Origin of the sequence: Spongiibacter pelagi (assembly GCF_014705705.1) — a bacterium.
In the GTDB taxonomy this organism is placed as follows: domain Bacteria; phylum Pseudomonadota; class Gammaproteobacteria; order Pseudomonadales; family Spongiibacteraceae; genus Spongiibacter; species Spongiibacter pelagi.
The window spans coordinates 121,585-143,945 of record NZ_JACXLD010000007.1 but is presented as its reverse complement, the minus strand read 5'-3'; the positions used below and the strand labels follow the sequence as shown (position 1 = coordinate 143,945).

At 51.5% G+C, this 22,361-nt stretch carries 20 protein-coding genes; 8 read left to right on the top strand and 12 right to left on the bottom strand.

Features of this window, described 5'->3' with window-relative positions; all coding sequences use genetic code 11:
• Positions 1-13: 13 nt before the first annotated feature.
• The 7 genes from IB286_RS12525 to IB286_RS12495 form a co-directional block, all read right to left on the bottom strand.
• Positions 14-865: an SDR family NAD(P)-dependent oxidoreductase gene (locus IB286_RS12525; RefSeq protein ID WP_190766063.1), complete on the bottom strand. Its 852-nt coding sequence runs from the start codon at positions 863-865 to the stop codon at positions 14-16.
• 202 nt (positions 866-1,067) lie between these two features.
• Entirely contained in the window at positions 1,068-1,862 is a 795-nt protein-coding gene (locus IB286_RS12520) for an enoyl-CoA hydratase/isomerase family protein (protein ID WP_190766061.1), read from the bottom strand.
• A gap of 6 nt (positions 1,863-1,868) precedes the next feature.
• Positions 1,869-2,756: a 3-hydroxyisobutyrate dehydrogenase gene (gene mmsB, locus IB286_RS12515; protein WP_190766059.1), complete on the bottom strand. Its 888-nt coding sequence runs from the start codon at positions 2,754-2,756 to the stop codon at positions 1,869-1,871.
• Between the two features lie 238 nt (positions 2,757-2,994).
• Positions 2,995-4,122 carry an enoyl-CoA hydratase/isomerase family protein gene (locus tag IB286_RS12510; RefSeq protein WP_190766057.1) on the bottom strand — a complete coding sequence of 376 codons (1,128 nt, stop codon included), beginning with the start codon at positions 4,120-4,122 and terminating at the stop codon, positions 2,995-2,997.
• The gene (locus tag IB286_RS12505; RefSeq protein WP_190766055.1) at positions 4,107-4,895 is read right to left on the bottom strand and encodes an enoyl-CoA hydratase; all 789 of its coding nucleotides are present in this window, start codon (positions 4,893-4,895) and stop codon (positions 4,107-4,109) included. Before IB286_RS12505 ends, IB286_RS12510 begins: the two co-directional genes overlap by 16 nt.
• On the bottom strand, positions 4,892-6,052 hold the full coding sequence (locus tag IB286_RS12500; RefSeq protein WP_190766053.1) for an acyl-CoA dehydrogenase family protein: 1,161 nt from the start codon (positions 6,050-6,052) through the stop codon (positions 4,892-4,894). The genes IB286_RS12505 and IB286_RS12500 overlap by 4 nt, the downstream gene beginning before the upstream one ends.
• Positions 6,053-6,208: 156 nt before the next feature.
• On the bottom strand, positions 6,209-7,630 hold the full coding sequence (locus IB286_RS12495) for an aldehyde dehydrogenase family protein (protein WP_190766051.1): 1,422 nt from the start codon (positions 7,628-7,630) through the stop codon (positions 6,209-6,211).
• A 165-nt stretch (positions 7,631-7,795) separates the two neighbouring features.
• On the opposite strand from IB286_RS12495, the gene IB286_RS12490 reads away from it, so the two are divergent.
• From IB286_RS12490 to IB286_RS12460, 7 genes are all read left to right on the top strand, one after another.
• Positions 7,796-8,689, top strand: a complete 894-nt coding sequence (locus IB286_RS12490; protein WP_190766049.1) for a helix-turn-helix domain-containing protein — start codon at positions 7,796-7,798, stop codon at positions 8,687-8,689.
• Positions 8,690-8,770: 81 nt separating this feature from the next.
• The gene (locus IB286_RS12485) at positions 8,771-9,094 is read left to right on the top strand and encodes a metalloregulator ArsR/SmtB family transcription factor (protein ID WP_190766047.1); all 324 of its coding nucleotides are present in this window, start codon (positions 8,771-8,773) and stop codon (positions 9,092-9,094) included.
• Positions 9,095-9,113: 19 nt separating this feature from the next.
• A complete protein-coding gene (locus IB286_RS12480) occupies positions 9,114-9,578 on the top strand; it encodes an arsenate reductase ArsC (RefSeq protein WP_190766045.1) in 465 nt (154 codons plus the stop codon).
• On the top strand, positions 9,578-10,309 hold the full coding sequence (gene arsH, locus IB286_RS12475) for an arsenical resistance protein ArsH (RefSeq protein ID WP_190766043.1): 732 nt from the start codon (positions 9,578-9,580) through the stop codon (positions 10,307-10,309). The genes IB286_RS12480 and arsH overlap by 1 nt, the downstream gene beginning before the upstream one ends.
• A 10-nt stretch (positions 10,310-10,319) precedes the next feature.
• Positions 10,320-11,339 (top strand): ACR3 family arsenite efflux transporter, encoded by a 1,020-nt coding sequence (gene arsB / locus IB286_RS12470; RefSeq protein ID WP_190766040.1) that lies wholly within the window; start codon positions 10,320-10,322, stop codon positions 11,337-11,339.
• Between the two features lie 75 nt (positions 11,340-11,414).
• Positions 11,415-11,684, top strand: coding sequence for a type II toxin-antitoxin system Phd/YefM family antitoxin (locus IB286_RS12465; protein WP_190766038.1), 270 nt, complete (start codon positions 11,415-11,417; stop codon positions 11,682-11,684).
• A complete protein-coding gene (locus IB286_RS12460; RefSeq protein ID WP_190766036.1) occupies positions 11,681-11,977 on the top strand; it encodes a type II toxin-antitoxin system RelE/ParE family toxin in 297 nt (98 codons plus the stop codon). The genes IB286_RS12465 and IB286_RS12460 overlap by 4 nt, the downstream gene beginning before the upstream one ends.
• Here IB286_RS12460 and IB286_RS12455 read toward each other — a convergent pair.
• Genes IB286_RS12455 through cofC form a run of 3 tightly spaced genes read right to left on the bottom strand, consistent with a single transcriptional unit; the run spans position 11,974 to position 16,572 of the window.
• A complete protein-coding gene (locus IB286_RS12455; RefSeq protein WP_190766034.1) occupies positions 11,974-13,404 on the bottom strand; it encodes a Coenzyme F420 hydrogenase/dehydrogenase, beta subunit C-terminal domain in 1,431 nt (476 codons plus the stop codon). The two genes, IB286_RS12460 and IB286_RS12455, sit on opposite strands and share 4 nt — an antisense overlap.
• A gap of 46 nt (positions 13,405-13,450) precedes the next feature.
• A complete protein-coding gene (gene cofH / locus IB286_RS12450; RefSeq protein ID WP_190766032.1) occupies positions 13,451-15,856 on the bottom strand; it encodes a 5-amino-6-(D-ribitylamino)uracil--L-tyrosine 4-hydroxyphenyl transferase CofH in 2,406 nt (801 codons plus the stop codon).
• A gap of 2 nt (positions 15,857-15,858) precedes the next feature.
• On the bottom strand, positions 15,859-16,572 hold the full coding sequence (cofC, locus tag IB286_RS12445; protein WP_190766030.1) for a 2-phospho-L-lactate guanylyltransferase: 714 nt from the start codon (positions 16,570-16,572) through the stop codon (positions 15,859-15,861).
• Between the two features lie 354 nt (positions 16,573-16,926).
• Between cofC and IB286_RS12440 the strand changes: the two genes are divergently transcribed.
• Positions 16,927-17,703, top strand: a complete 777-nt coding sequence (locus tag IB286_RS12440) for an SDR family NAD(P)-dependent oxidoreductase (protein WP_190766028.1) — start codon at positions 16,927-16,929, stop codon at positions 17,701-17,703.
• Here the strand turns inward: IB286_RS12440 and IB286_RS12435 are convergent.
• Together IB286_RS12435 and IB286_RS12430 are read right to left on the bottom strand one after the other, a co-directional pair.
• Positions 17,684-18,760 (bottom strand): Glu/Leu/Phe/Val family dehydrogenase, encoded by a 1,077-nt coding sequence (locus tag IB286_RS12435; protein ID WP_190766026.1) that lies wholly within the window; start codon positions 18,758-18,760, stop codon positions 17,684-17,686. The two genes, IB286_RS12440 and IB286_RS12435, sit on opposite strands and share 20 nt — an antisense overlap.
• Before the next feature lie 22 nt (positions 18,761-18,782).
• The gene (locus IB286_RS12430) at positions 18,783-22,286 is read right to left on the bottom strand and encodes an indolepyruvate ferredoxin oxidoreductase family protein (protein WP_190766024.1); all 3,504 of its coding nucleotides are present in this window, start codon (positions 22,284-22,286) and stop codon (positions 18,783-18,785) included.
• Between the last annotated feature and the right edge of the window lie 75 nt (positions 22,287-22,361).

Below are 22,361 nucleotides of genomic sequence, written 5' to 3'. Positions count from 1 at the left end.
CCTTAAATTTTTATTATCGAATCACAGAGGGATCGCGGGGAGCGCGCCCTTCCAAAATATCTTCCATGCGCATTGTCACACTGACTCGCGCCGCCTTGTGGGGAAGGATATAAAACTGTCCCGCCTCGATTCCCTCAAAGGTAATACGGGCAATATCCGCCGCACTTAAGCGGCCAGATTCCACCGCCTTGCGCACTTTGTCTTCATAGGCCGCCGCATCCGGATTGGTACTGGCCAGCGAGTCTGGCCGATTGCGTCCGGCATCGGCAATTCCGGTTGGCACAAAAGCCGGGCACAGCACGGAAACACCAATATGTTTCACCGCTTGCTGAGCCAGATCGTGGTGCAAACATTCCGATAGGGTCACTACCGAATGTTTGGAAGCACAGTAAGCACCGGAGCCATTAACCGAGGTTAATCCAGCCAAAGAAGCGGTATTGATAATATGTGCTGGCTCAGATTGCTCTAGCATTCTAGGTACAAAGGACTGAATACCGTGCACCACGCCCATTAAATTCACGCCCAAAATCCACTGCCAATCTTCCGGGGTGCTTGCCCACACCGGGCCGGTAGCCATGACGCCAGCATTATTAAATAGCAGGTGCACCGCACCGTATTCGGCATAGGCAGTTTCCGCCAGCTCTTTAACATCGTCCGGATTAGACACATCACAGCGCAAGCACACTGAATCTACGCCACCCAACATGCCGGCGGTTTCGGCAAGAGCGGGGCCATCCACATCTGCTAGTACCAACTTCATACCACGGGCGGCGGCCTGCTTGGCCAACTCACGACCAAAGCCACTGCTGGCACCGGTAATAACGGCAATTTTATCGAAAAAATCAGAATGCGATGACTGATTCATGGGCGAGCCTATTTGAAATAGTGGGGATAGAGCAGAAATGTAAGCGCCCACTTTATCGAATTACGGCGTTTCATGAAACCAGTGCCGTTGTAGAGGATAGCGGTAGAAAGATGCTTCGCATTGAGCCGGATAGCCACCAACGCCTGCTCATCCACGATTTCGAACTAACCGTGGAATTCTGAGCAAAAGACAGAAAGGGAAATTACTGAATCCAGCTTGGCTTACGTTTTTCGAGAAACGCGGTAAGGCCTTCACGGCCTTCGTCGCTGCCCCGCGTTTGCGCAATGCGCGCACTGCTGTCGGCAATCAACTCAGCGGTAATTTCTCGATCCGCATAATCCAGCACCAATGACTTGGCTGCAGCCACTCCGGCAGGGCTATTGCGCAGCAGATTTTTCACCAGCTCAGCCACCGCCGCATCGAGTTGTCCTTCTTCTACCAACTCAGAAACCAGACCGAGATGCGCGGCTTGCTCGGCTGAAATCACTTCTGCCGTAGTGAAATAGCGGCGCGAGGCCCGCTCACCAATCGCTTTAATCACGTAGGGGCTAATGGTGGCAGGAATCAAACCCAGCTTTACTTCGCTCAGGCAAAACTTGGCATTGGGGGTGGCAACCGCCATATCGCAACAGCTCACTAAACCAACCCCACCGCCAAACGCCGCGCCCTGCACTTTGGCAATGGTCGGCACTCGCAGGGTATTTAAGCGGCGCAGCATTTCTGCCAGCGCACCCGCATCAGTCAGATTTTCGTCGTAGCTGTAGGTCGCCATGCGGCGCATCCAGTTCAGATCCGCACCGGCACAAAAGCTGGCACCGCTTGAGGCCAATACCAAAACGCGAACATTGCTATCCGCATTAGCTGCCGCAAAAGCGGCTGACAATTCTGCGATCAAACTGTCATCAAAGGCGTTATGTAACTCCGGGCGATTCAAGGTCAGCGTGGCAACACCACGCTCATCGACCTGGTACAGCAAACTGGATTGGCTAGTCGTCATGAAAACCTACTGATTTTTAAAAAGCTCAAGAATAGCGGAAAAATCACGGCTTGCATTACCCTTGCCAGAGAACGAGGCATACAAGCTGCGCGCCAGTGCGCCCATCGGCACTGAGCTTTGCGTCGCCAAGCTGTTTTCCATCGCCAAGCCGAGATCCTTCAGCATTAACTGCACCATAAAACCGGGCTGGTAATCGTTGCTGGCTGGCGCAGTTTCCATCACGCCCGGATAGGGATTGTAGTTTTCCAGTGACCAGTTTTTACCCGAGCTTTTCAGCATGATTTCTGAAAGCACTTTGGGATCAAGGCCATTATTTGCACCCAGTTGCAGCGCTTCTGCCGTGCCAATCATATGGACTGCCAACAACATGTTATTGCAGATTTTGGCAATCTGTCCGGCGCCGTGATCACCGGCGTGGAAGATATTTTTACCCATGCCTTCCAGCACTTTTTTGCCGCGCTCAAAACCCGCCTCGGTGCCACCGCACATAAAGGCCAAGGTGCCCGCCTGCGCCGCTTTCACACCACCGGAGACTGGGCTGTCCAGCATTTCCAAGCCTTTCTCAGCAGCAGCCGCACCCACTTTGCGCGCGGTTTCAGCATCAATGGTAGAGCAATCCAGAAACAGGGTTCCCGCATTGGCTTTGGCAATCAAACCCTCTTCGCCGAGATACAAACCCGCAACATGCTTGCCCGCTGGCAACATAGTCACAACCGTATCTGCGGTGGCCAAGGCCTCTAATGCGGTCGCCGCTTTGCTTGCACCTTGCTGCACCACGGCATCCATGGCAGCTTCAACCAAGTCAAACACACAGACGCTATTGCCTGCTTTAACCAGATTGGCGGCCATCGGCCCACCCATATTGCCCAGACCAATAAATGCGATATTTGCCATTTTTTCACCTATGCGTCCGCCGCAGCGGCAGAGAATTTTTGAATTAATTTGCGCGGTATTCCCCGCGATCAACCTTAACCGGCCCAGGAACTTTTGATTAATGTAGCGAGTGCAGCAAGATTGGTTGTCGCCGGAGCACAGAAAGCGGAGTTTATATGCCAATAAATGAGCATTGCGAGCACCGCCGACGACCAAGATTGCAAACGCAGTAATTAATCAGAAGTTCCTTATAATTTCCTTATAAGTTATGTAGAGGATTAACCTCCCAAGGCCCAACAAAATGAGCGGCAATATCGGCGTCGGAAACATCCGCTGCGGAACCATGCTGCCATTTTGGATTTTTGTCTTTATCAATCAGCAGTGCGCGTACACCTTCGGCAAATTCCGGGCGACGAATAATATTGGTGGATAAAACCAGTTCCGCCGCAAACGCCTCACGCAAAGACAAAGACGCACAGCGGCGCAGTTGTTCGATAATCAAACGTGCGCTCAATGGCGAGCCAGCGGCCAAAGTCGCCGAGGCTTTTTGCATCCAGGGATTGTCGGATTGATGGGCGATAATCGCATTGATTAATGCCACATCATCGTCTTGCTTAAACAGGGCATCAATTTCTGCCGAGGCCGCTTCAACATTGCCGGCAGGGCGATCATCTACGCTGCGCTGAACAAAACCGCGCATCAGTTCAAACACCCGCTCGTGATTATCACCCACGCTGGTTGACCATGCTTCGGCCATTAGCGCCTGCATCACTTCATCCAGATACTGGGAAGCAATAAAGCCTTCCGCCAAACCCAAATACAACGCATCACTGGCATTGAAGGATGCGCCGGTTAGCGCCAGAAAAGCGCCGCTATTACCGGGCGTGCGATTCAAGAAATAGCTGCCGCCCACATCGGGATACAAGCCGATGGTAATTTCCGGCATGGCCAGACGGGATTTCTCGGTGACAATGCGATAGCTACCGGCAGAGAAAACGCCGAGGCCACCGCCCATCACAATACCGTGGCCCCACACAATCACCGGCTTGCCGAATTGGCTGAGCAAGTAATCTACCCGGTATTCCGTTTCGAAAAACGTTTCCGCGTACTCACAAGGCCCGCCGGGCTGCTCTACTGAAGAACGATACAGCGCCTGCACATCGCCACCGGCACACAGGGCTTTTTCACCCGCGCCGCGAATAAACACACAGGCGATATCGCTGCGTTCGCGCCAGTCTTGCAGGGTGACCTGCATTTTCTCAACCATATTCAGGGTGAGAGAATTGAGGGTTTTCTCAACATTGAGAACGATCAGCCCCAGTTTTTGACCACTGGCGGTAACGCGCTCTTCAAATAGCACTTCATCCGTCATTACGCGTTTTTCCATTCTGGGCTGCGCTTTTCAAGGAAGGCATTCACACCTTCTTTTTGATCGGCGGTATAGAACAATTGTACGAACAGCTCGCGCTCCTGAATCAGCCCCATAGGGATGCTGTCGTCGCGTACTTGGTCGATTAATTTCTTACAGAAGCTCACAGCAACCGGAGATTGTTGAGCGACCTGTGCCGCCAATTCCAGCGCGCGCTCTTTGGCACAGCCTTCGGCAACCACTTCTTCAACCAGACCAATTTCCAAGGCTTTATCGGCTTTCAAACGTTCACCACACAGCACCATGCGTTTGGCCCAACCGGAACCTACCAATGCAGGCAAACGTTGAGTACCGCCTGCACAGGGCAGCAAACCCACTTTTGCTTCGGGCAGTGCCATTTGTGCCTGTTCTTCCGCAATGCGGATATCACAAGCCAATGCACACTCCAGACCACCCCCCATGGCATATCCGTTTACTGCCGCGATGGTAACGCCACGGAAAGCGGCCAGCGCCTCGAAGGCTTCACCGAATTTCATGCCGATATCTTGGGCATTGGCGCGATCGCCATCAGCAAACATTTTCAGGTCAGCACCGGCTGAGAAAAACTTCGCGCCAGCACCAGTAATGACCATGGCGTAGATGCTTTTGTCCGCATCCAGATTGGCCACAAGGGTTTTCAAGCCGGTCAGGGATTCAGAATCCCAGGTGTTAGCACCGGGGTTATCAATAGTCACCAGCGCAGTATTGCCGATGATTTCAACTTTTAATTTGTCTGTGGGGCTGTAGCTCATTTAATTATCTCCAAAGCACCTTCCATTAAGACGCGGCGACCAATAATCACGCGCATGATTTCGTTGGTTCCCTCAAGAATCTGGTGCACGCGGGTATCGCGCACATGCCGCTCGAGGGGGTATTCCTTAATGTAACCATAGCCGCCATGCAATTGCAGGGCATCGTTACAAATCTCGAAACAGGCATCGGTGGCAAAACGTTTTGCCATGGCGCAATAGGTGGTCGCGTCAGATTCCTTGTTATCCAATTTGAATGCCGCAAGACGCACCATCTGCCGCGCAGCAACCAATTTGGTCAGCATGTCTGCCAGCTTAAATTGGGTATGCTGAAAATCCGCAATTGCCTGTCCAAACTGGCTGCGCTCTTTCACATAGGCGGTTGCCGTTTCCAGTGCCGCCTGAGCAGTACCCAGCGAACAGGTGGCGATATTGATACGCCCGCCATCCAAACCCTGCATCGCAATTTTAAAACCCTGCCCTTCTTGGCCCAGCATATTGCGAGCAGGGACGATCACGTTCTCAAAAGTGACGGTGCCAGTAGGCTGACTATTCCAACCCATTTTTTCTTCCTGCTTGCCGTAACTAATGCCTTCGGCATTGGCGGGAATCACAAACGCCGAAATGCCACGCGGGCCAGCGTCGCCGGTGCGCAACATGGCCACCAGTACATCGGTAGAGCCTGCACCAGAGATAAACATCTTGCTGCCATTAATAATGAAATTATCGCCATCACGCTTGGCGGTGCTGCGCAAATTACCCGCATCTGAACCGGCACCCGGCTCAGTTAAACAGTAAGACGCCAGCTTTTCACCGGTAACGAGATCCGGACAAAATTCCTCGATGGTTTCAGCATTGCCGTAATTACCGATCATGCTGAGCGCCATATTGTGAATGGTGAGAAATGCCGTGGTAGAGGTACAGCCCTTGGCCAGCTCCTCAACAATCACACTGGTATCCAAGCGGCTCATACCAAGGCCGCCAGCTTCCTCAGGAGTGTAAAGCCCCATAAAGCCCAGCTCACCGGCTTGCTTTAGCGCATCCTTTGGAAAGATATGCTCCGCGTCCCACTTGGCAGCATTGGGTTTAAACACCCCTTCCGAGAATTGGCGGGCGGTATCGGCATAGGCGATTTGTTCTTCGCTAAGCGTAAAGTCCATAGGGCTTTCCGTTCTAGTTATGCATTCGTGACTAAATATTTCCCAAGGGAAATGCGATGGATATTACTAAATGGATATTTCTTAAGACACATGATCAATGTAGCGCTGGAAGAAAACTTGGCTGCCAGCAGCCAAGTTTTCAAGCACTGTAATTAATCAGATATTTTTTGCGATCGCGCTGGCAAACAGCTCTTCATCTGCAGGCAGCACTTTAGGGGTCGCCAGGTTTTTAGAAACCCAAGTCACGTTGACCAAGTCTTGCCAAGTGATGTTGTTATTGGTGGCGTTACCGCCCCAAGAACCACAACCCAGCGAGAAGGTTTGACGCATACCGTTCCACAGGTTACCGCTGTTAGACGGTGCTTGTGGCTGGTTAACCATAACCCGTGAGGTTTTGGTCGCCATGGCAAACTTCATGATGTTGTCGTCGTTGTACGAGTAAATACCGCAGCTATGACCCATGCCCTGATACGCTTGAATCGCATTGGTTTTCTCGATGGCGGCATCAATGTCTTTCACCACATAGAAGGCCATAACCACTGACATTTTCTCGCCGGAGAACGGATAGTCTGCACCGGCGCCAGTTTCGGGCACGATAAAGAAGCTCTTGCCTTCAGGCAGTTGAATACCCGCCATTTCCGCCAATACTGGCGCTGGCTGAGCAACAATGCGCGAAGCAATGTGGCCGTCTTCCCAGATAATGGCTTGCAGTTTGGCTTTGTCTTCTTCGGTACAGATATAACCGCCCTGCGCCTGCAGTTTTTCCAGCAGAGCATCAGCAACAGACTCGAAAGCAACAACAGCGTTATCAGACGAACAAGAAGCTGCCAAATCCAGTGTTTTGGAGATGCGGATTTTCTCGGCCGCTTCGTCCAGATCAGCAGTATCGTCAACGGTGATTACCGCATTACCCGCACCTACGCCAAGCGCTGGGGTACCGCTGGAATACGCCGATTTCACCATCGCCGCACCGCCAGTGGCCAGAATACGGTCGCACTGTTTCATCAGTTCGCCGGTTAATTCCAGTGATGGCGTATCAATCGAGATCACCAGATCTTCGGGTGCACCCATGGTTTTCAGCGCGCCGCGCATCAGATCACAGATTTTTTTGTTGGTCAGTTTTGAGCGTGGGTGCGGCGCAATAATGATCGCGTTGCGACCTTTCACTGCTGAAATCGCTTTGATAACCGGCGTTGCCTCAGGGTTAGTACAAGGCGCCAACGCACCAATAACCCCTACCGGCTTCACGATTTTTACAATATTGCGCTCTTTATCTTCTTCGATAATACCCACGGATTTGTCGTTGATAATATCAACCAGAGTCGCACGGGTTTTACGGAAGATTTTCAGGAACTTGCCGTCGTAGTTACCGAGCTGGGTTTCATCTACGGTGAATTGGGCAATCTCTTCAGCCACACCGGGTTTGCACACCGCCCACACCATACCCGTGATCAACTCATCGATCTGTTCCTGGGTGTAATTTTCGATTACCGCCTGCGCTTTGCGCGAGCGCTCAATCAACTCTGCAATTTGTGCGGCTTCTGGGGTCAGTTCTGCGGCGGTGCTTGGCGTTGCCATGGTGGGTTCTCCCGTTTGGTTATTGTGCAAACTGTGCTGCGTCAATTTTAGTGGTCAGTATCTAACCATAGGCCATCGCGGCTTCGAATTGATTATCTTGCCGTATTGATGGACTATATTGCGGATTCTATTTCAAAACCGTTATCAACATACCACACCCCACTAATGAACACACCTGTTGAATCAACCAACACCTCCAATTGGCCGCTTAATCGCGAGGGTGTTCGCTTTATTACGCCGGCCTTTATGGTCGGCCAGCTCGCCCAGCACCCCATGACTGAGGGGCTTTACCCCACCGCTATGGGCTACTACCCGCAAGCCAGCGGTCACCGCATGCAACGCCAACAACACCGGGACTACCTGCTTATTTATTGCATTGAGGGCATGGGCACACTGATGTGTGACGATAAGAATTATCGAGTCACTCAGGGCGATATTGTTATTTTGGATCGCGATCGCCCCCATGCCTACAAAGCCGACGCCAAATCCCCTTGGACGATCTACTGGTTACATTTTAATGGGCGCCTCGCTGGCGATTTTTACCGGCATATCCAAGCGAGTAGCCCCATTCTACATATTGGCGTGCAACCACGGGTGGTGCGGGTATTTGATGGTCTCTCAGAGCTGAGGCGCAGCGCTTACCGCATGGAAGAATTTATTCAAGGCTGCCACCAATTGCAGGCCATGTTGAGTTATCTCGCTCTTCTAGCTCGGCAACAGCGTCCGCAATCCGGCAAGGGACTGGATTGGGAGCGCCTGCGCGCCACCATGCAGGAGCGGGTACACGGCCAGCTCAATTTGGAAGAATTGGCGGCGTCGGTGAATCTCTCCAAATATCATTTCATTAAGAAATTCAAAAGCTGGAGCGGCCAATCACCAATCCAGTACTTTATTAATACGAAAATCCAGCGCGCCTGCTACCTGCTAGACAGCAGCTCTAAATCGGTCAAACAAGTCGCCGCCGCCGTCGGCTACGACGACCCCTATTATTTTTCCCGCCTGTTCAAAAAAATCATGGGCATGTCGCCCAGCGAATACCGCGACAACCGTCGCGGCTAATTTTCATCTCACCGCTTTCATATTCGAAAAAACATATATATGATATTTCGCATATGTTTAGCGCGAGCCGAATAGTACACAATGTCACCCATTCAGTTTTACAAATGCCTGGCAGATGACACCCGCCTAAAAACCCTGCTGCTGATCACGCTGAAGCAGGAATTGTGCGTCTGTGAGCTGCAGGAAGCCTTGGCCGTGAGTCAGCCAAAAATTTCCCGCCATTTGGCAGAGTTACGCAAATGCGAATTGCTGATTGATGAGCGCCGTGGCAAATGGGTGTATTACCAGCTCAACCCTGAGTTACCCGCGTGGGCTGTCACCGTGCTGCAAGAAACCGCCGCCAACAATAGCGAATATTTGCACCCTCATCTGCAGCAGCTCAGCCAAGGCTGCGCAAACTGTTAGCCCCACTTTGGAACATCCAATGAAAATTCTCTATATCTGCACCCACAACCGCTGTCGGAGCATTTTGTCTGAAGCGATTACCAATCAGTTTGCCGCCGGTGTATTAACCGCTCGCAGCGCCGGCAGCCAACCCGCTGGCGAGGTGCACCCGCTGTCACTGAAATACCTGCAAGAAGCCGGCATTGCTACCGAGGGTTTAATTAGCCAATCCTGGGATGAACTGGAAGATTTTGCGCCAGACTTGGTGGTAACCGTATGCGATTCCGCCGCTGGGGAAAGTTGCCCGCTGTGGTTTGGCAAAAGCCTGAAAGTCCACTGGGGCTTGTCTGATCCGTCCAAGTTAGAGGGCAGCGAGACCGAACTTGCCGAAGCCTTTCGAGCTACCATTAGCGAAATCAAACAGCGTGTCGAAGACCTTAAAACCGTGGCGGCATTACCCTCTTCCGAATGGCGGGCAGCGCTGGCCAAGCTGGGAGCCCAATAATGCTACCCAATGATTTAAGCCTTCCCAATATTGACCAATCCCAGTGGCGCTCGGCGGATGTAGAAACTTGTGCGGCAGCATTTACCAAGCAAGGCGCTACCCACAAGCCCAAAATATTGCTGCTTTACGGCTCTTTGCGGCAACGCTCATTTAGCCGCTTGGTGGTTGAAGAGTGCGCGCGACTGCTGATTGCTATGGGTGCGGAAGTCAAAATCTTCAATCCCAGCGGACTGCCCCTACCCGACGATGCCGAAGCCAGCCACCCCAAAGTACAGGAGCTTCGCGATCTGGTGACTTGGTCTGAAGGACAGGTCTGGTGCTCACCCGAACGCCACGGCAGCATGACCGGCATAATGAAAGCGCAGATTGACTGGATTCCCCTTTCGCTTGGCGCGGTTCGCCCCACCCAAGGAAAAACATTGGCGGTAATGCAGGTCTGCGGCGGCTCGCAATCTTTTAACGCGGTAAATCAGCTGCGCGTTTTAGGCCGCTGGATGCGGATGCTCACCATCCCCAATCAATCCTCTGTCGCCAAAGCCTTTCTCGAATTTGATGATAACGATCGCATTAAGCCCTCGGGTTACTACAACCGTATTGTCGATGTTATGGAAGAGCTGATGAAGTTCACTTTGCTGACAAGAGATAACGCCGACTTTTTAGTAGACCGCTATTCAGAGCGCGTAGAAAGCGCGGAAGAATTAATGAAACGCGTGAATCAAAACGCGCTCTAGGAGACAACCAATGGGCTTTTTTGAACGATATCTTTCCATTTGGGTGGCGCTGTGTATTGCCGCCGGGGTGCTACTCGGCAATTCATTACCCGGCGCCTTTGCCCAGATCGCCAGCTTGGAATACGCCCACGTCAACTTGGTGGTGGCGGTACTCATCTGGCTAATGATTTACCCCATGATGATTCAAGTCGATTTTGCCGCCATCAAAGATGTCAGCAAGAAACCGAAAGGTCTTGCCCTCACCTTGGTCATTAACTGGCTGATCAAACCGTTCAGCATGGCCCTGCTAGGCTGGCTGTTTTTTAAAGTGCTATTTGCCAACTGGGTTGATCCACAATCTGCCAGCGAATATATCGCCGGTATGATTTTGCTCGGCGTAGCGCCCTGCACCGCCATGGTATTTGTTTGGAGCCAGCTAACCAAAGGCGACCCCAATTACACGCTGGTTCAGGTTTCCATCAACGACATTATTATGATTTTTGCCTTTGCACCCATCACCGCGTTTTTATTAGGCATTAGCGATATTCAAGTACCTTGGGAAACCCTGTTATTGTCGGTAGTACTTTATGTGGTGCTGCCACTTATTGTAGGCGCACTTACCCGGCACAAACTCGACCGCGCCAACGACCACAGCCGCCTGAATAATTTTATCGCCACCCTTAAGCCTTGGTCGATTATTGGTTTGCTGGCCACCATCGTATTGCTGTTTGGCTTTCAAGCGCAGACCATTTTGGAAAAGCCGCTGGTCATCGGCCTGATTGCGATTCCGCTGCTGCTGCAAACTTATGGCATCTTTGCCATTGCCTACTTTGCCGCACTCAAAATGAAACTGCCCCACAATATCGCCGCGCCGGCCTGCATGATCGGCACCTCAAACTTCTTTGAATTAGCCGTTGCAGTGGCAATTTCGCTGTTTGGTCTGCACTCCGGCGCCGCGCTAGCTACCGTGGTTGGCGTGCTGGTCGAAGTGCCGGTCATGCTGTCGTTGGTCGCGTTTGCCAATCGCACCCAGGGCTGGTTTAAATCCTAAAGAACTTCTTAAAAGCCCATTTGACCGCAGCTAATAACAGGTGCTATAAACAGGTCTCTAAGCGGAGACCTGTTTATGGTTAAATTCTCTGAAGACGTCGTCCCCCTATCGGACCTAAAGGTCAACCCAGGGCGCGTGGTAAAGCAAGCCAAAGAAAATCATCGGCCTATTTTACTAACAAGCCGTGGCCGTGGAATTGCCGTCGTTCAAGACCTAGAAGAATTCGAAAAAGGCCAAGAAGAACTCGCCTTTGTTAAAGCAATTGCTGAGGGCTTAATGGACATTAAAGAAGATCGAAAAATGTCCTTGGCACAAGCGAAAAAGCGCTTAGGCATCAAGGCGTGAAACTTTCGATAAGTGATTCGGCCTTCCAAGATCTGGAAAATATTTCTAAATATTACGCCGAAGAGGGCGTTCCAGAACTTGGAAATAGAATTACCGAAGAAATAGTAACAAAACTCGAACGACTGATTGACCACCCAGATCTCGGAAGAGTCGTTCCCGAGTTCAATCTAAACCACATACGCGAACTTATTCATCCCCCCTTTCGCCTTGTGTACCTGAGAGAAGCCAAAGCAATCACAATCATTCGAGTCTGGCGTAGCGAGCGAATACTTCTCTTACCGAAAAGTGATTAAACCGGCGACGCCCCACCCTGCTCAGGCGTGAGTGGCGGTGGCAGCTTGCGCTTTTCTCCCGGCGGGGGTGCTCCCGGATCACCCGGAATCGGATTACCTGCCATAAAGCCAACAATTTCCTCGGGGCGGATTTCTTCTTCGTAAGCCGCTGCACGGCGCACTTCCAGTTCGTCCGCTGGGACTTTTTCCGGGTTCAATTTATCTGTAGCGATAATGGCGCCTTCATAGGCAGAGTATTGCGCTAGGCCTTTGGCACTACCACCACGCACAGGCCCCTCTGGAATGCGATTGCGCTGGCGACGCGAAAGGCGCAGCAAGATATTCCACGCGCGTTTATTTTCGCTGATGGATTCCACTTCTACCTGTCCACTGGCTTCGAATTCACGCCAAATTTTTTCCCCTTTTTCGGTACGAATCACGATCACCGTAGCGCGATCGGTACCGATACCCCCGCAGGAAATATCGGCCAGCTCCGCAGAAAAATCACCGCAGTGTTTACACTCAGGGCGCTGATATTCCGCCATGGCTTCTTGCAGTGGAATGGTGGCAACTTCACCATCTTTTTTATAGATCAGCACTTCGCCTTTAACATTGAACTGACGCACTTCCGTCAGCGGAATATTCATCTGCTTTTCAATGCGCTCGGTCATTAGCTCCGGGGTAAACACCTCGGTGCAAAATAAGCCGATATTCAGACCAATGCGGTCACTGTAGCCACGCAGATGTTCGCGCTGCTTGCTGATAATTTTGGCTTTCTTTTTATCGGTGATCAGGAAACTGGGATCGATATGCGCCATCTTGCGATTAGGCGTTATCTGGCACGGCACACCAACGAAAGCGACATTTTTCAAATCGCGCTCTTTAACTTCTTCCAGCGCCAAATTGTTTTCACAATAGGTGTACCAGCTACCGGCACTGGCTTTAATTTCATCGTAGGTAGTTACTACTTTCGGTGACGGAAAACAGGGCTTGTCCTGCTCACCCACTGCCGAAACCACCGCCGCATCAATATGCCCCTGCTCGCGCGCCCAAGCCAATAAAGCGGTGACGATGCCGCCGTCTTGGCCGACTTCAGCAATATCAGATTTTTTAGTTCGCGCTACAAAAATGTTGCGGAACACACCAAAAATATCTTCATAGGGGCGCTGATCTTGAAATACAGCATCGCGCAGGTGATTTTCGCGAGGCCACAAACGCGGACATACCGAAGCACAAACATCGCAACCCACACCTTCACTGACACCGCAATAATCAAAGGCGGCATCAGCTTTAGCGGTTTGTTTGGGCTTATTGTCGATATATTCGATGACATTGTGCGGACACACTTGCACACAGGCACCACACTCACAGCAACTGCCAAAATCGACCACATCATTCATCATGTCTTTGAAGCTGGGATGATGCAGAGTAACGGGATTTTGCGACATGTTTTTATTTCCACCCATAGTTTTATGCCTTGTTAAACAAGGCTTTTTATAGCAATTCCACTGCGGGAATTTTTGCTTTTGTTGTTTTGCTCAGCACAATATCCGCTAGCTCGGCAACACCATAAGAAGCCGCTTGCTGGTGTTCAGACACCTCGCCGTACAGCGTGGTGCGTTGCCGAGGAATACGCTTGCACTCTGTAATCAGCTCATCAAAACGTGCCGGACTGAATTCTTGGCCATATTCAGCTCCCGCGGCTCGGGTAATGGATTCGTTCATCAGACTGCCGCCAAGATCATTAGCCCCTGCCGCCAAACACGCCTTAATACCCTCGGGCCCCATCTTTACCCAAGACGCCTGCATATTTGGAATTAGCGGATGTAAAACGAGGCGCGCTACCGCATGCATCAATAGCGCTTCCCGGAATGTGGGGCCGCGCCGCGCCTTACCTTTGCGATAAATTGGCGCTTCTTCCGCCACAAAAGGCAGGGGAACAAACTCGGTAAAGCCGCCGGTTTCTTCCTGTAAATCGCGCACCCGCAGCAGATGCCGCGCCCAATGTTGGTAGCCGTCTACATGACCAAACATGATCGTCGCAGTGGACTTTAAGCCCACTCGATGGGCGCTGCGCATCACCGCCAACCACTGTTCAGTATTAATTTTATCGGGGCAAAGTACGGCGCGAACTTCATCGTCGAGCACTTCAGCGGCAGTTCCCGGCAAGGTCGCCAAACCGGCATCTTTTAACTGCCGCAGGAAATCATCCAGTGTCAGTCCCAAGGTTTTAGCACCCTGCCAAACTTCCAAGGGCGAGAACGCGTGAATATGCAGCTCGGGCTCTTCGGCTTTAATAAGCCGTACCAGATCCAAATATTTCTGGCCGCTGTAATCCGGGTGAATACCGCCCTGCAAACAAACCTCGGTGGCACCGCGCTGGCGGGCTTCGCTTACTCGGCGCAGAATTTCTTCATCATCAAGGTCGTAAGCTGGGCCGCGCAAATCACTATGGCCCTGCCCTTTTGAGAAGGCACAGAAACCGCATTTGAAATAACAGATATTGCTGTAGTTAATATTGCGATTAACCACATAGCTAACCCGGTCGCCAACCACCTGCTTACGAAGCTGATCGGCCTGCTGGCAAATAAACGCAAAGTCATCACCCTGCGCGGCAAACAGTCGCGCAATCTGACTTTCATTTAAACGTAGGCCTTGTTTCGCCTGTGCAACAATTTCTGCAATAGCCATTTGCGGCTTGGCATGGGTTTTCGATAAATACTCGCGCGCAGAAAACGGCACCGCATCTCCGCAACCAGCCGACCAAAGATTGCCCCGCGCCAAACCCTGTGCATCTTGCTGTTTTAACACCGCCGGGCGCATGGCTGAATCTAGCCACTGCTCGGCCCGTAGCGCATAGTCAGGATAAATGGTTAAGCGCTCAATTAAGGTTTTGCCTGACAGCGCTGTCTGCTCAGCAAGTTGCTGCAAATGAGGCCAAGGCGCTTCCGGATTGACATAGTCCGGCGTTAAGGGACTCACACCGCCCCAGTCATTGATACCCGCATTGACCAACTGGGGCAGAACACCGGGGCTTAAATTTGGCGGTACTTGAATGCTCATCGCCGGCCCAAAAATCAGCCGCGTTATCGCAATAGTCCACAACAGATCATCGAGTTCGGGTTCATCCGCCCCCGCCATTTTGGTATCTGGCTTGGCGCGAAAATTCTGCACAATCACTTCTTGCAGATGGCCGTATTGCTGATGTAAATCACGCAGCGCCAGCAGGCTTTCAATACGTTCGCGGCGAGTTTCACCAATGCCGATCAGAATGCCGCTGGTGAACGGGACTTTAGCTTCACCGGCTAAACGCAAGGTCTGCAAACGTTGCTCGGGGTGCTTATCTGGCGAGCCAAAATGCGGCATACCTTTTTCACATAAACGCGCCGACGCCGACTCCAGCATAATGCCCATGGAAGCGGATACCGGGCGCAACATGGCGATTTCTGCGGCCGTCATATTGCCGGCATTGATATGAGGTAACAGCCCAGTTTCTTTATAAATACGCTCTGCCACATGAGCAACGTATTCCAGCGTAGTGGCAAAACCCATTTCCGCGAGTGCGTCTCGCGCTGCTCGATAACGCAGTTCCGGCTTTTCACCCAAGGTTAGCAGGGCTTCTCGACAACCCATTTCTGCACCGCGCCGGGCAATCTCCACTGCCTCATCAGCCGTCATATACGCAGCGTCAAAATGCCGTGGGGTTTTGGCAAAAGTGCAGTAATGGCAAACGTCTCGACACAGCTGAGTTAGCGGAATAAAAACTTTGCGGGAATAGCTCAGAACATTGGCAAAGCCCTGATCGCGCAACTCGCAGGCCGTTTCCAGCAAGGCAGTGTCCAGCGGGCGCTGCGCCCATTGCAGCGCTTCTGAATCACTGGGTAATTGATAATCTTGCATACTTAACCCAACACCCACTGTTCTGCGCTATAGGAATCCGCAACCGATAAAATCGGTTCCGATAACATCGGATTCAGAAGGCCAATTTGACCAAGTAAAGCGCGGGTATGAGTTCCAAATGTCGCCGGGTTATCCTGGCTCGCCTCAAATAAGTCTTGCGCTCGATCGATGTCCCAGCTCGCCCCCTGCAATTGCACTACATCAACATCCGCCTGCTGCAATCTCGCTTGTTGCTGATGCTTAGCAAGACTGTTAATGCCAAAGCAAAGCGGCACTTCTGGATTCCAGTGCCCCGCTAGAATATTGGTGCCGGTGCCGTGCCGGTCGGATACCAGCACGATTTGCTCGCCCCGAGCCTGAGTTGCGATATGCTGAACTTCGTTCTGATGCAGCAAGGGCAAATCACTGTGCGCAATAAAACAGGCCTCACCACGCTTGCGTTGTTTTAATAACAGTGCATTCAAAGCAGGATTTAAGCCGTGAGCATTTAGTTCAGATTCCATCACCAGCTGCGCACCGTGTTGTTCGGCCAGCGCTCTCAAACCAATGTCATTGGCGAGTAAAAAACACTGACTAAATTGCGCACTGGCCTGCAGCACCGTCAGAACATCCTGACACATGGCCTGACACAGGGCCGCACGCTGAGCGTGATCAAGGCAATCAGCCAAGCGCTGCTTACCGAGATGAAAGGCTTTAACCGGCACTACCGCGTACATTATGAATTCCAGCTTCCCGTATTCTTCTAAAAATCTGAAACTGCTTTTATTTTGTTCAATTGAGGGCGATCTCCCAATGGATAATGCCACTGGATAAATCCGCTCAGCAGGCTCGAGAGTGTATCAGCCTCACCGCGATTATACGCAGCCCACCACCGCCGGAATTGACCAAACCACATCATTTCACTGGCAAAAACGTCAATTTGTGAGAAAGCGAAACAAAATGGCCTGTAAATCCGCCGAACGGCTCCACCGGACTTAATATAAAAGGCGATTTTCGCTACTATCCCACCTCAATTTCACAGCCTTATCGTCGGGCTAAAGCGACGTTAGCCACGCAGCAGGAGAGATTTGATGGCCCGCAATTACTTTAATTTAGAGAATAAAATCGCCTTGGTCACCGGTGCATCCAGCGGTTTAGGTGTTCATTTTGCCAATATTCTCGCCGCTGAAGGCGCCACCGTGATTCTTGCCGCACGCCGTATGGAAAAGCTGCAAGACGCGGTGAATGACATCAATGAGAAAGGCGGCAAAGCGGTCGCCATTTCGCTAGACGTTGCCGACAAGGAAAGCGTGGCTCAAGCCTTTGCCAAGATTAAACAGGATTTCGGCACGCTGGATATTCTGATCAATAACGCCGGGGTAGCCAACGACCCAACTAGCTGTTTGAAAATGTCTGAGGACGACTGGAACTGGGTTATCGACACCAACCTAACTGGCGCCTTCCGAGTTGCGCAGGCAGCCGCCAAGCTGATGGTAGATGCCGGCAACGGTGGCAGCATTGTTAATACCGCCTCGGTTTACGGCCTGCGCACCGGCGCAATGAAGGTGAACTACAACGCCGCCAAAGCGGGCGTGGTGATGCTGAGTAAGTCGCTGGCAGCAGAACTGAGCCGCCATAATATCCGGGTAAACTCCTTGTGCCCCGGCTGGTTCCTGACCGAAATTAATGAAGATTACTTCAACTCAGAAAGTGGCAAACGCTATATCCAAAATATTCCCGCCAAGCGTTTGGGCACGATGGATGAACTGACTGTGCCACTGTTATTACTGGCCAGCGCCAGCGCCGGCAGCTATATGAACGGCACCTGCATTATCGTAGACGGCGGCTTCAGCGAAGCGCCGATGTAAGGTTTTGCTCCTGAGTAAATACCTGCCTATTTAACCGTTGCCGGGCTAAGTCCTCGGCAACGCGTTCACAAGATATTCCCTCGGCTTCCGCCCCTTCAAAAATCACCTTTAGTGAATCGGCAATTCCGGCCAAATGTTGGTCACGCTGCGCTAAGGTATTGCCTTGCTGCTGGTGATAAATATCAATAATGCCCCCAGCGTTAATAACAAAATCCGGCGCATACAAAATACCCCGTTCGCGCAAACGCTCGCCGTGTTCAGGGCGAAGTAGCTGATTATTAGCCGAACCGGCAATAATGTTAGCTTGAATAGTGTCGACAGTTTTATCATTGATCACACCGCCCATCGCGCAGGGCACCAATACATCCACCTCAGCCTGCAATATCTGTTTCGGATCAACAATGCGGGCGCCTTTAGCCGCCGCCAATTCCAAACGCGCCAAGTTCAAATCGGCAATCTCCACCTCGGCGCCGGCCTCAATCAACAAGTCCAAAAGATGTAAGCCGACAGCGCCCGCCCCTTGAATAGCGACTTTACGCCCGGATACGCTGGCGCTGCCATAGTGGTATCGCAAGGCCGCCTGAATCCCATAAAACACTCCCAAGGCCGTTGCTGGCGAAGGATCGCCACCATGACAGCGCCCCTCATCCAAACCCACCACATAAGGCGTTGTTTCAGACATTATTTTTAAATCTGGCACTCCCATACCACTATCTTCAGCAGTGATATAACGACCACCAAGACTGTCCACAAACCTGCCCATTGCGCGCAATAATGCTGGCGTTTTATCACGCCGGGGGTCGGCAATAATCACCGCCTTGCCGCCGCCATAGGGTAAACCCGCCACGGCAGATTTATAGGTCATTCCCCGCGATAAACGCAGCACATCCTCTAAGGCATCGGCGCTACTTGCATAAGGATACATTCGGCAACCGCCCATTGCCGGGCCCAGTTGAGTATTGTGCAGAGCAATAATCGCCCGCAAACCAGTTTGGCTATCTTCATGAAAAATGACTTGCTCATGATGATCAAAAGACGTCGATTCAAATACACTCATCGCTTTCAACTCATTTAGTTACTCAAGCCACATGCTTGATTTCAATAAACTGCGCCGGTGGTTTCAAAAATTCGGAAAACAATTGCGCACGCTGCTGTTCGTACTCGGCAAAAGCCGCCAATTTAATATGACCAAAACCCCTGAGCTGTTCAGGAAGCTCAAACAAGGCGATTGCTGTGGCGAGGTTCGAAGGAGCTAGATGCTCTATAACCACATCAATATCGTTTTCAAATTGCGCAATCAGCGCCCGTTCCATTTTTCGTTCACGGCTGTAACCAAACACATCCCAAACACTGCCACGCCATTTTTTAAAACGCGCCAATGTCTTAAACACGGGCATAAGCCAGCTTCCGAAAGTGCGTTTTTTTAATTCGCCTGAATCCGGGTCTCGGCGACTGAGTATGGGAGGCGCAAGATGAAACTGCAGTTTGAAATCCCCTTCAAAAACCTGATTCAACTGTTTTAAAAAATTGCCATTGGAATACAGGCGTGCCACTTCATACTCATCTTTATAAGCCATCAGTTTGGCCAGAGATTTAGCGGCAACCCGACTCAGCGGCAGGGATTTATCGGCGCTTATTAATTGCTGTTCACACTGACGCAGACGCTCAATTACCGCGAGATAGCGCGCTGCATAATTTGCATCCTGATATTCAGTCAGCAGCTCAACACGGTGAATTAAGATCTCTTCGAGGGTTTGCGGAATAGTGGCTTCAGGTTTATCCAATCCCGCAATTTGTCGCACGGCATTGGCATCCACTACCATGCGCCGCCCCCACAAAAAGGCCTGTTTATTAAATTCCACCGCGACATTATTCATTTCAATTGCAGCGGCAATCGCCTCTGCACTTACGGGAATCATGCCGAGCTGGTAGGCGTAGCCCAGCATAAAAAAATTACTGGCCACGGCATCGCCCAGCAGATTTTTTGCGGTATCCGTTGCAGACACAAAATGGACTTTTTCCGCACCAATTTCATCGGTGAGAATGTCGCGCATAGCATCCGCAGGAAAGTCTGCATCGGGCTTGTAAACAAACTCCGCCGTCGCCGTCTGAGTGGTATTGATGACCGCGGCACTGCGCTCAGCATTGAGTTTGGCCAAGGCCTCGTCACTCACGCTCACCACTAAATCGCCACCGAGTAATAAATCGGCATCGCCGGCGGCAATTCTTACAGCCTTAATATCTGACTGCTTTTTCGCAATCCGTAAATGACTGACCACCGGGCCAAACTTTTGTGCCAAGCCGGTCTGGTTCATGGTTGCGCAGCCCTTGCCCTCAATATGCGCCGCCATGGCCAGCACTGCGGTAATGGTCAACACACCTGTACCACCCACACCGGTAACCACAATATTCCACGGCTGATCCAGCTCGGGGTGGGCTGGTTTGGGCAGCGGCGCAAATTCCGTTACCGCTTCCGCTCTGCGGTTTTTACGCAAGCGCCCCCCGTTCACTGATACAAAGCTGGGGCAAAAACCATTCACGCAGGAATAGTCTTTATTACAGGCGTTTTGATCTATTTGGCGCTTTCTCCCCAAGGCGGTTTCAAGCGGCAGCACTGAAAGACAATTCGATTTCTTGCCGCAGTCACCGCAGCCTTCACACACGGCTTCATTAATAAAAATACGGCGCTGAGGATCTTCCAATAAACCGCGCTTGCGGCGGCGACGCTTCTCTGCCGCACAGGTCTGTTCATAAAGCAGCACCGTGGTACCTTCTGTTTCTCGCAGGCTTTTTTGAATCGCCATCAAATTATCGCGATGATCTATGGTGAGACCAGCAGTATGTGAAAAGTGAAATTTCTCGGGATGATCCGACACCAGTGCAATGCGCTGTACACCCTCGCCTCGCAATTGCTGAATCATTTGCTCAACGCTGAGGCTGCCATCAATAGGCTGGCCGCCCGTCATAGCCACTGCATCGTTGTACAGAATTTTGTAGGTGATGTTCACTCCGGCTGCGATAGCTTGCCGAATGGCCAGCAAGCCGGAATGAAAATAAGTGCCGTCGCCCAAATTCTGGAAGACATGTTTATTTTCCGTAAACGGCGCCTGCCCTACCCAAGTCACCCCTTCGCCGCCCATTTGCGTAAAGGTTTTGGCTGGGCGACTTGCCATAAAAGTGCTCATGTAATGGCAGCCAATTCCGCCGAGCGCAAAACTGCCTTCAGGAACTTGAGTTGAAGTATTGTGGGGACAGCCTGAACAGTAATGGGGAATGCGGGCAATTTTATTGCGATGACTCACTAAGGAGAGTTCTTTTTTATCGTAAAACCGCAGACGCTTTTCAATTTCTTCACTTTGATAAAAGCGGCGAATTCTCGCAGCAATCGCGCGCGCCACCATCGCCGGGGTTAATTCGCTGAGATTGGGTAATAGATCGCGGCCGTGCTCATCAAACTCGCCAATCACTCTGGGGCGCTTTTCTACTGGCCAGTTATAGAGTTGCCCGGTTAGCTGATCTTCAATCACCGAGCGTTTCTCTTCCACCACCAGAATTTCTTCAAGCCCTTCCGCAAAGGCGTGGGTCGCCACCGGCTCTAACGGCCAAGGCATACCGATTTTATAAACCCGAAGGCCAATCTCACCAGCAAGCTGCTCATCAATACCCAAGTCTTCCAGCGCCTGCAGTACATCCAAATACGCCTTGCCGCTGGTGGCTATACCAAGCCGGGGTTTGGCGCTGTCGATCGCGATATAGTTGAGTCGATTAGCCAGAGCAAAAGCACGGGCAGCATAAATTTTGTATTTATTAAGCCGCTTTTCTTGCTCCAGTGGAGAATCGGGTAAACGCACATGAACCCCGTCGGCAGGCATAACAAAGGAGTCCGGAATAACGATATTAATGCGGTGAGGATCAATTTCAGCGGAAATAGCCGAATCCATATTCTCTGTAATGGCTTTCAAGCCCACCCAGCAACCGCTGTAACGGGATAACTCCCATCCAAAGACTCCTAGATCCAACACTTCTTGCACATTGGCTGGAGCCAATACCGGAATAGATGCACCGATAAACATATGCTCGGATTGGTGTGGCAGAGAAGAGGATTTGGCCGCGTGATCATCGCCGGCAACGGCCAGTACACCACCGTATTTTGCGGTGCCAACCGCATTGGCATGCTTGATTACATCCATGCTGCGATCCACGCCCGGCCCTTTGCCATACCACATGCCAAAAACGCCATCGTATTTTGCGCCGGGGAATAAACCCAACTCCTGGGTACCCCGCACCGCCGTGGCCGCTAAATCTTCGTTAATTCCAGGCTGAAAACGGATATTGTGCTTATCCAGATATTTGCCCGCCTCCCACAATGCCTGATCAAGCCCACCGAGAGGGGAGCCGCGATAACCAGACACAAAGCCAGCTGTATTCAAACCCCGCTCTAGATCCCGTTGATGCTGCAGAATTGGCAGACGTACCAAGGCCTCAATGCCAGTCAAATACGCCCGCGTGGTATCCAGGGCATATTTATCATCGAGGGAAACCCGGTGTAGAAACGCTTGCTGATTTGAGGGATGACTCGCCATTACTTCACGCTCCCAAAGAGAACCTGAAAATCATGCTAGCGAGTTTTTCGGGCGTTTATTATTTTATATATTCAT

Excerpts from the sequence above, each read along its gene's own strand:
- IB286_RS12525 (WP_190766063.1), bottom strand. The coding sequence starts at position 865 with ATGAATCAGTCATCGCATTCTGATTTTTTCGATAAAATTGCCGTTATT.
- IB286_RS12520 (WP_190766061.1), bottom strand. The coding sequence starts at position 1,862 with ATGACGACTAGCCAATCCAGTTTGCTGTACCAGGTCGATGAGCGTGGT.
- mmsB (WP_190766059.1), bottom strand. The coding sequence starts at position 2,756 with ATGGCAAATATCGCATTTATTGGTCTGGGCAATATGGGTGGGCCGATG.
- IB286_RS12510 (WP_190766057.1), bottom strand. The coding sequence starts at position 4,122 with ATGGAAAAACGCGTAATGACGGATGAAGTGCTATTTGAAGAGCGCGTT.
- IB286_RS12505 (WP_190766055.1), bottom strand. The coding sequence starts at position 4,895 with ATGAGCTACAGCCCCACAGACAAATTAAAAGTTGAAATCATCGGCAAT.
- IB286_RS12500 (WP_190766053.1), bottom strand. The coding sequence starts at position 6,052 with ATGGACTTTACGCTTAGCGAAGAACAAATCGCCTATGCCGATACCGCC.
- IB286_RS12495 (WP_190766051.1), bottom strand. The coding sequence starts at position 7,630 with ATGGCAACGCCAAGCACCGCCGCAGAACTGACCCCAGAAGCCGCACAA.
- IB286_RS12490 (WP_190766049.1), top strand. The coding sequence starts at position 7,796 with ATGAACACACCTGTTGAATCAACCAACACCTCCAATTGGCCGCTTAAT.
- IB286_RS12485 (WP_190766047.1), top strand. The coding sequence starts at position 8,771 with ATGTCACCCATTCAGTTTTACAAATGCCTGGCAGATGACACCCGCCTA.
- IB286_RS12480 (WP_190766045.1), top strand. The coding sequence starts at position 9,114 with ATGAAAATTCTCTATATCTGCACCCACAACCGCTGTCGGAGCATTTTG.
- arsH (WP_190766043.1), top strand. The coding sequence starts at position 9,578 with ATGCTACCCAATGATTTAAGCCTTCCCAATATTGACCAATCCCAGTGG.
- arsB (WP_190766040.1), top strand. The coding sequence starts at position 10,320 with ATGGGCTTTTTTGAACGATATCTTTCCATTTGGGTGGCGCTGTGTATT.
- IB286_RS12465 (WP_190766038.1), top strand. The coding sequence starts at position 11,415 with ATGGTTAAATTCTCTGAAGACGTCGTCCCCCTATCGGACCTAAAGGTC.
- IB286_RS12455 (WP_190766034.1), bottom strand. The coding sequence starts at position 13,404 with ATGTCGCAAAATCCCGTTACTCTGCATCATCCCAGCTTCAAAGACATG.
- cofH (WP_190766032.1), bottom strand. The coding sequence starts at position 15,856 with ATGCAAGATTATCAATTACCCAGTGATTCAGAAGCGCTGCAATGGGCG.
- cofC (WP_190766030.1), bottom strand. The coding sequence starts at position 16,572 with ATGTACGCGGTAGTGCCGGTTAAAGCCTTTCATCTCGGTAAGCAGCGC.
- IB286_RS12440 (WP_190766028.1), top strand. The coding sequence starts at position 16,927 with ATGGCCCGCAATTACTTTAATTTAGAGAATAAAATCGCCTTGGTCACC.
- IB286_RS12435 (WP_190766026.1), bottom strand. The coding sequence starts at position 18,760 with ATGAGTGTATTTGAATCGACGTCTTTTGATCATCATGAGCAAGTCATT.
- IB286_RS12430 (WP_190766024.1), bottom strand. The coding sequence starts at position 22,286 with ATGGCGAGTCATCCCTCAAATCAGCAAGCGTTTCTACACCGGGTTTCC.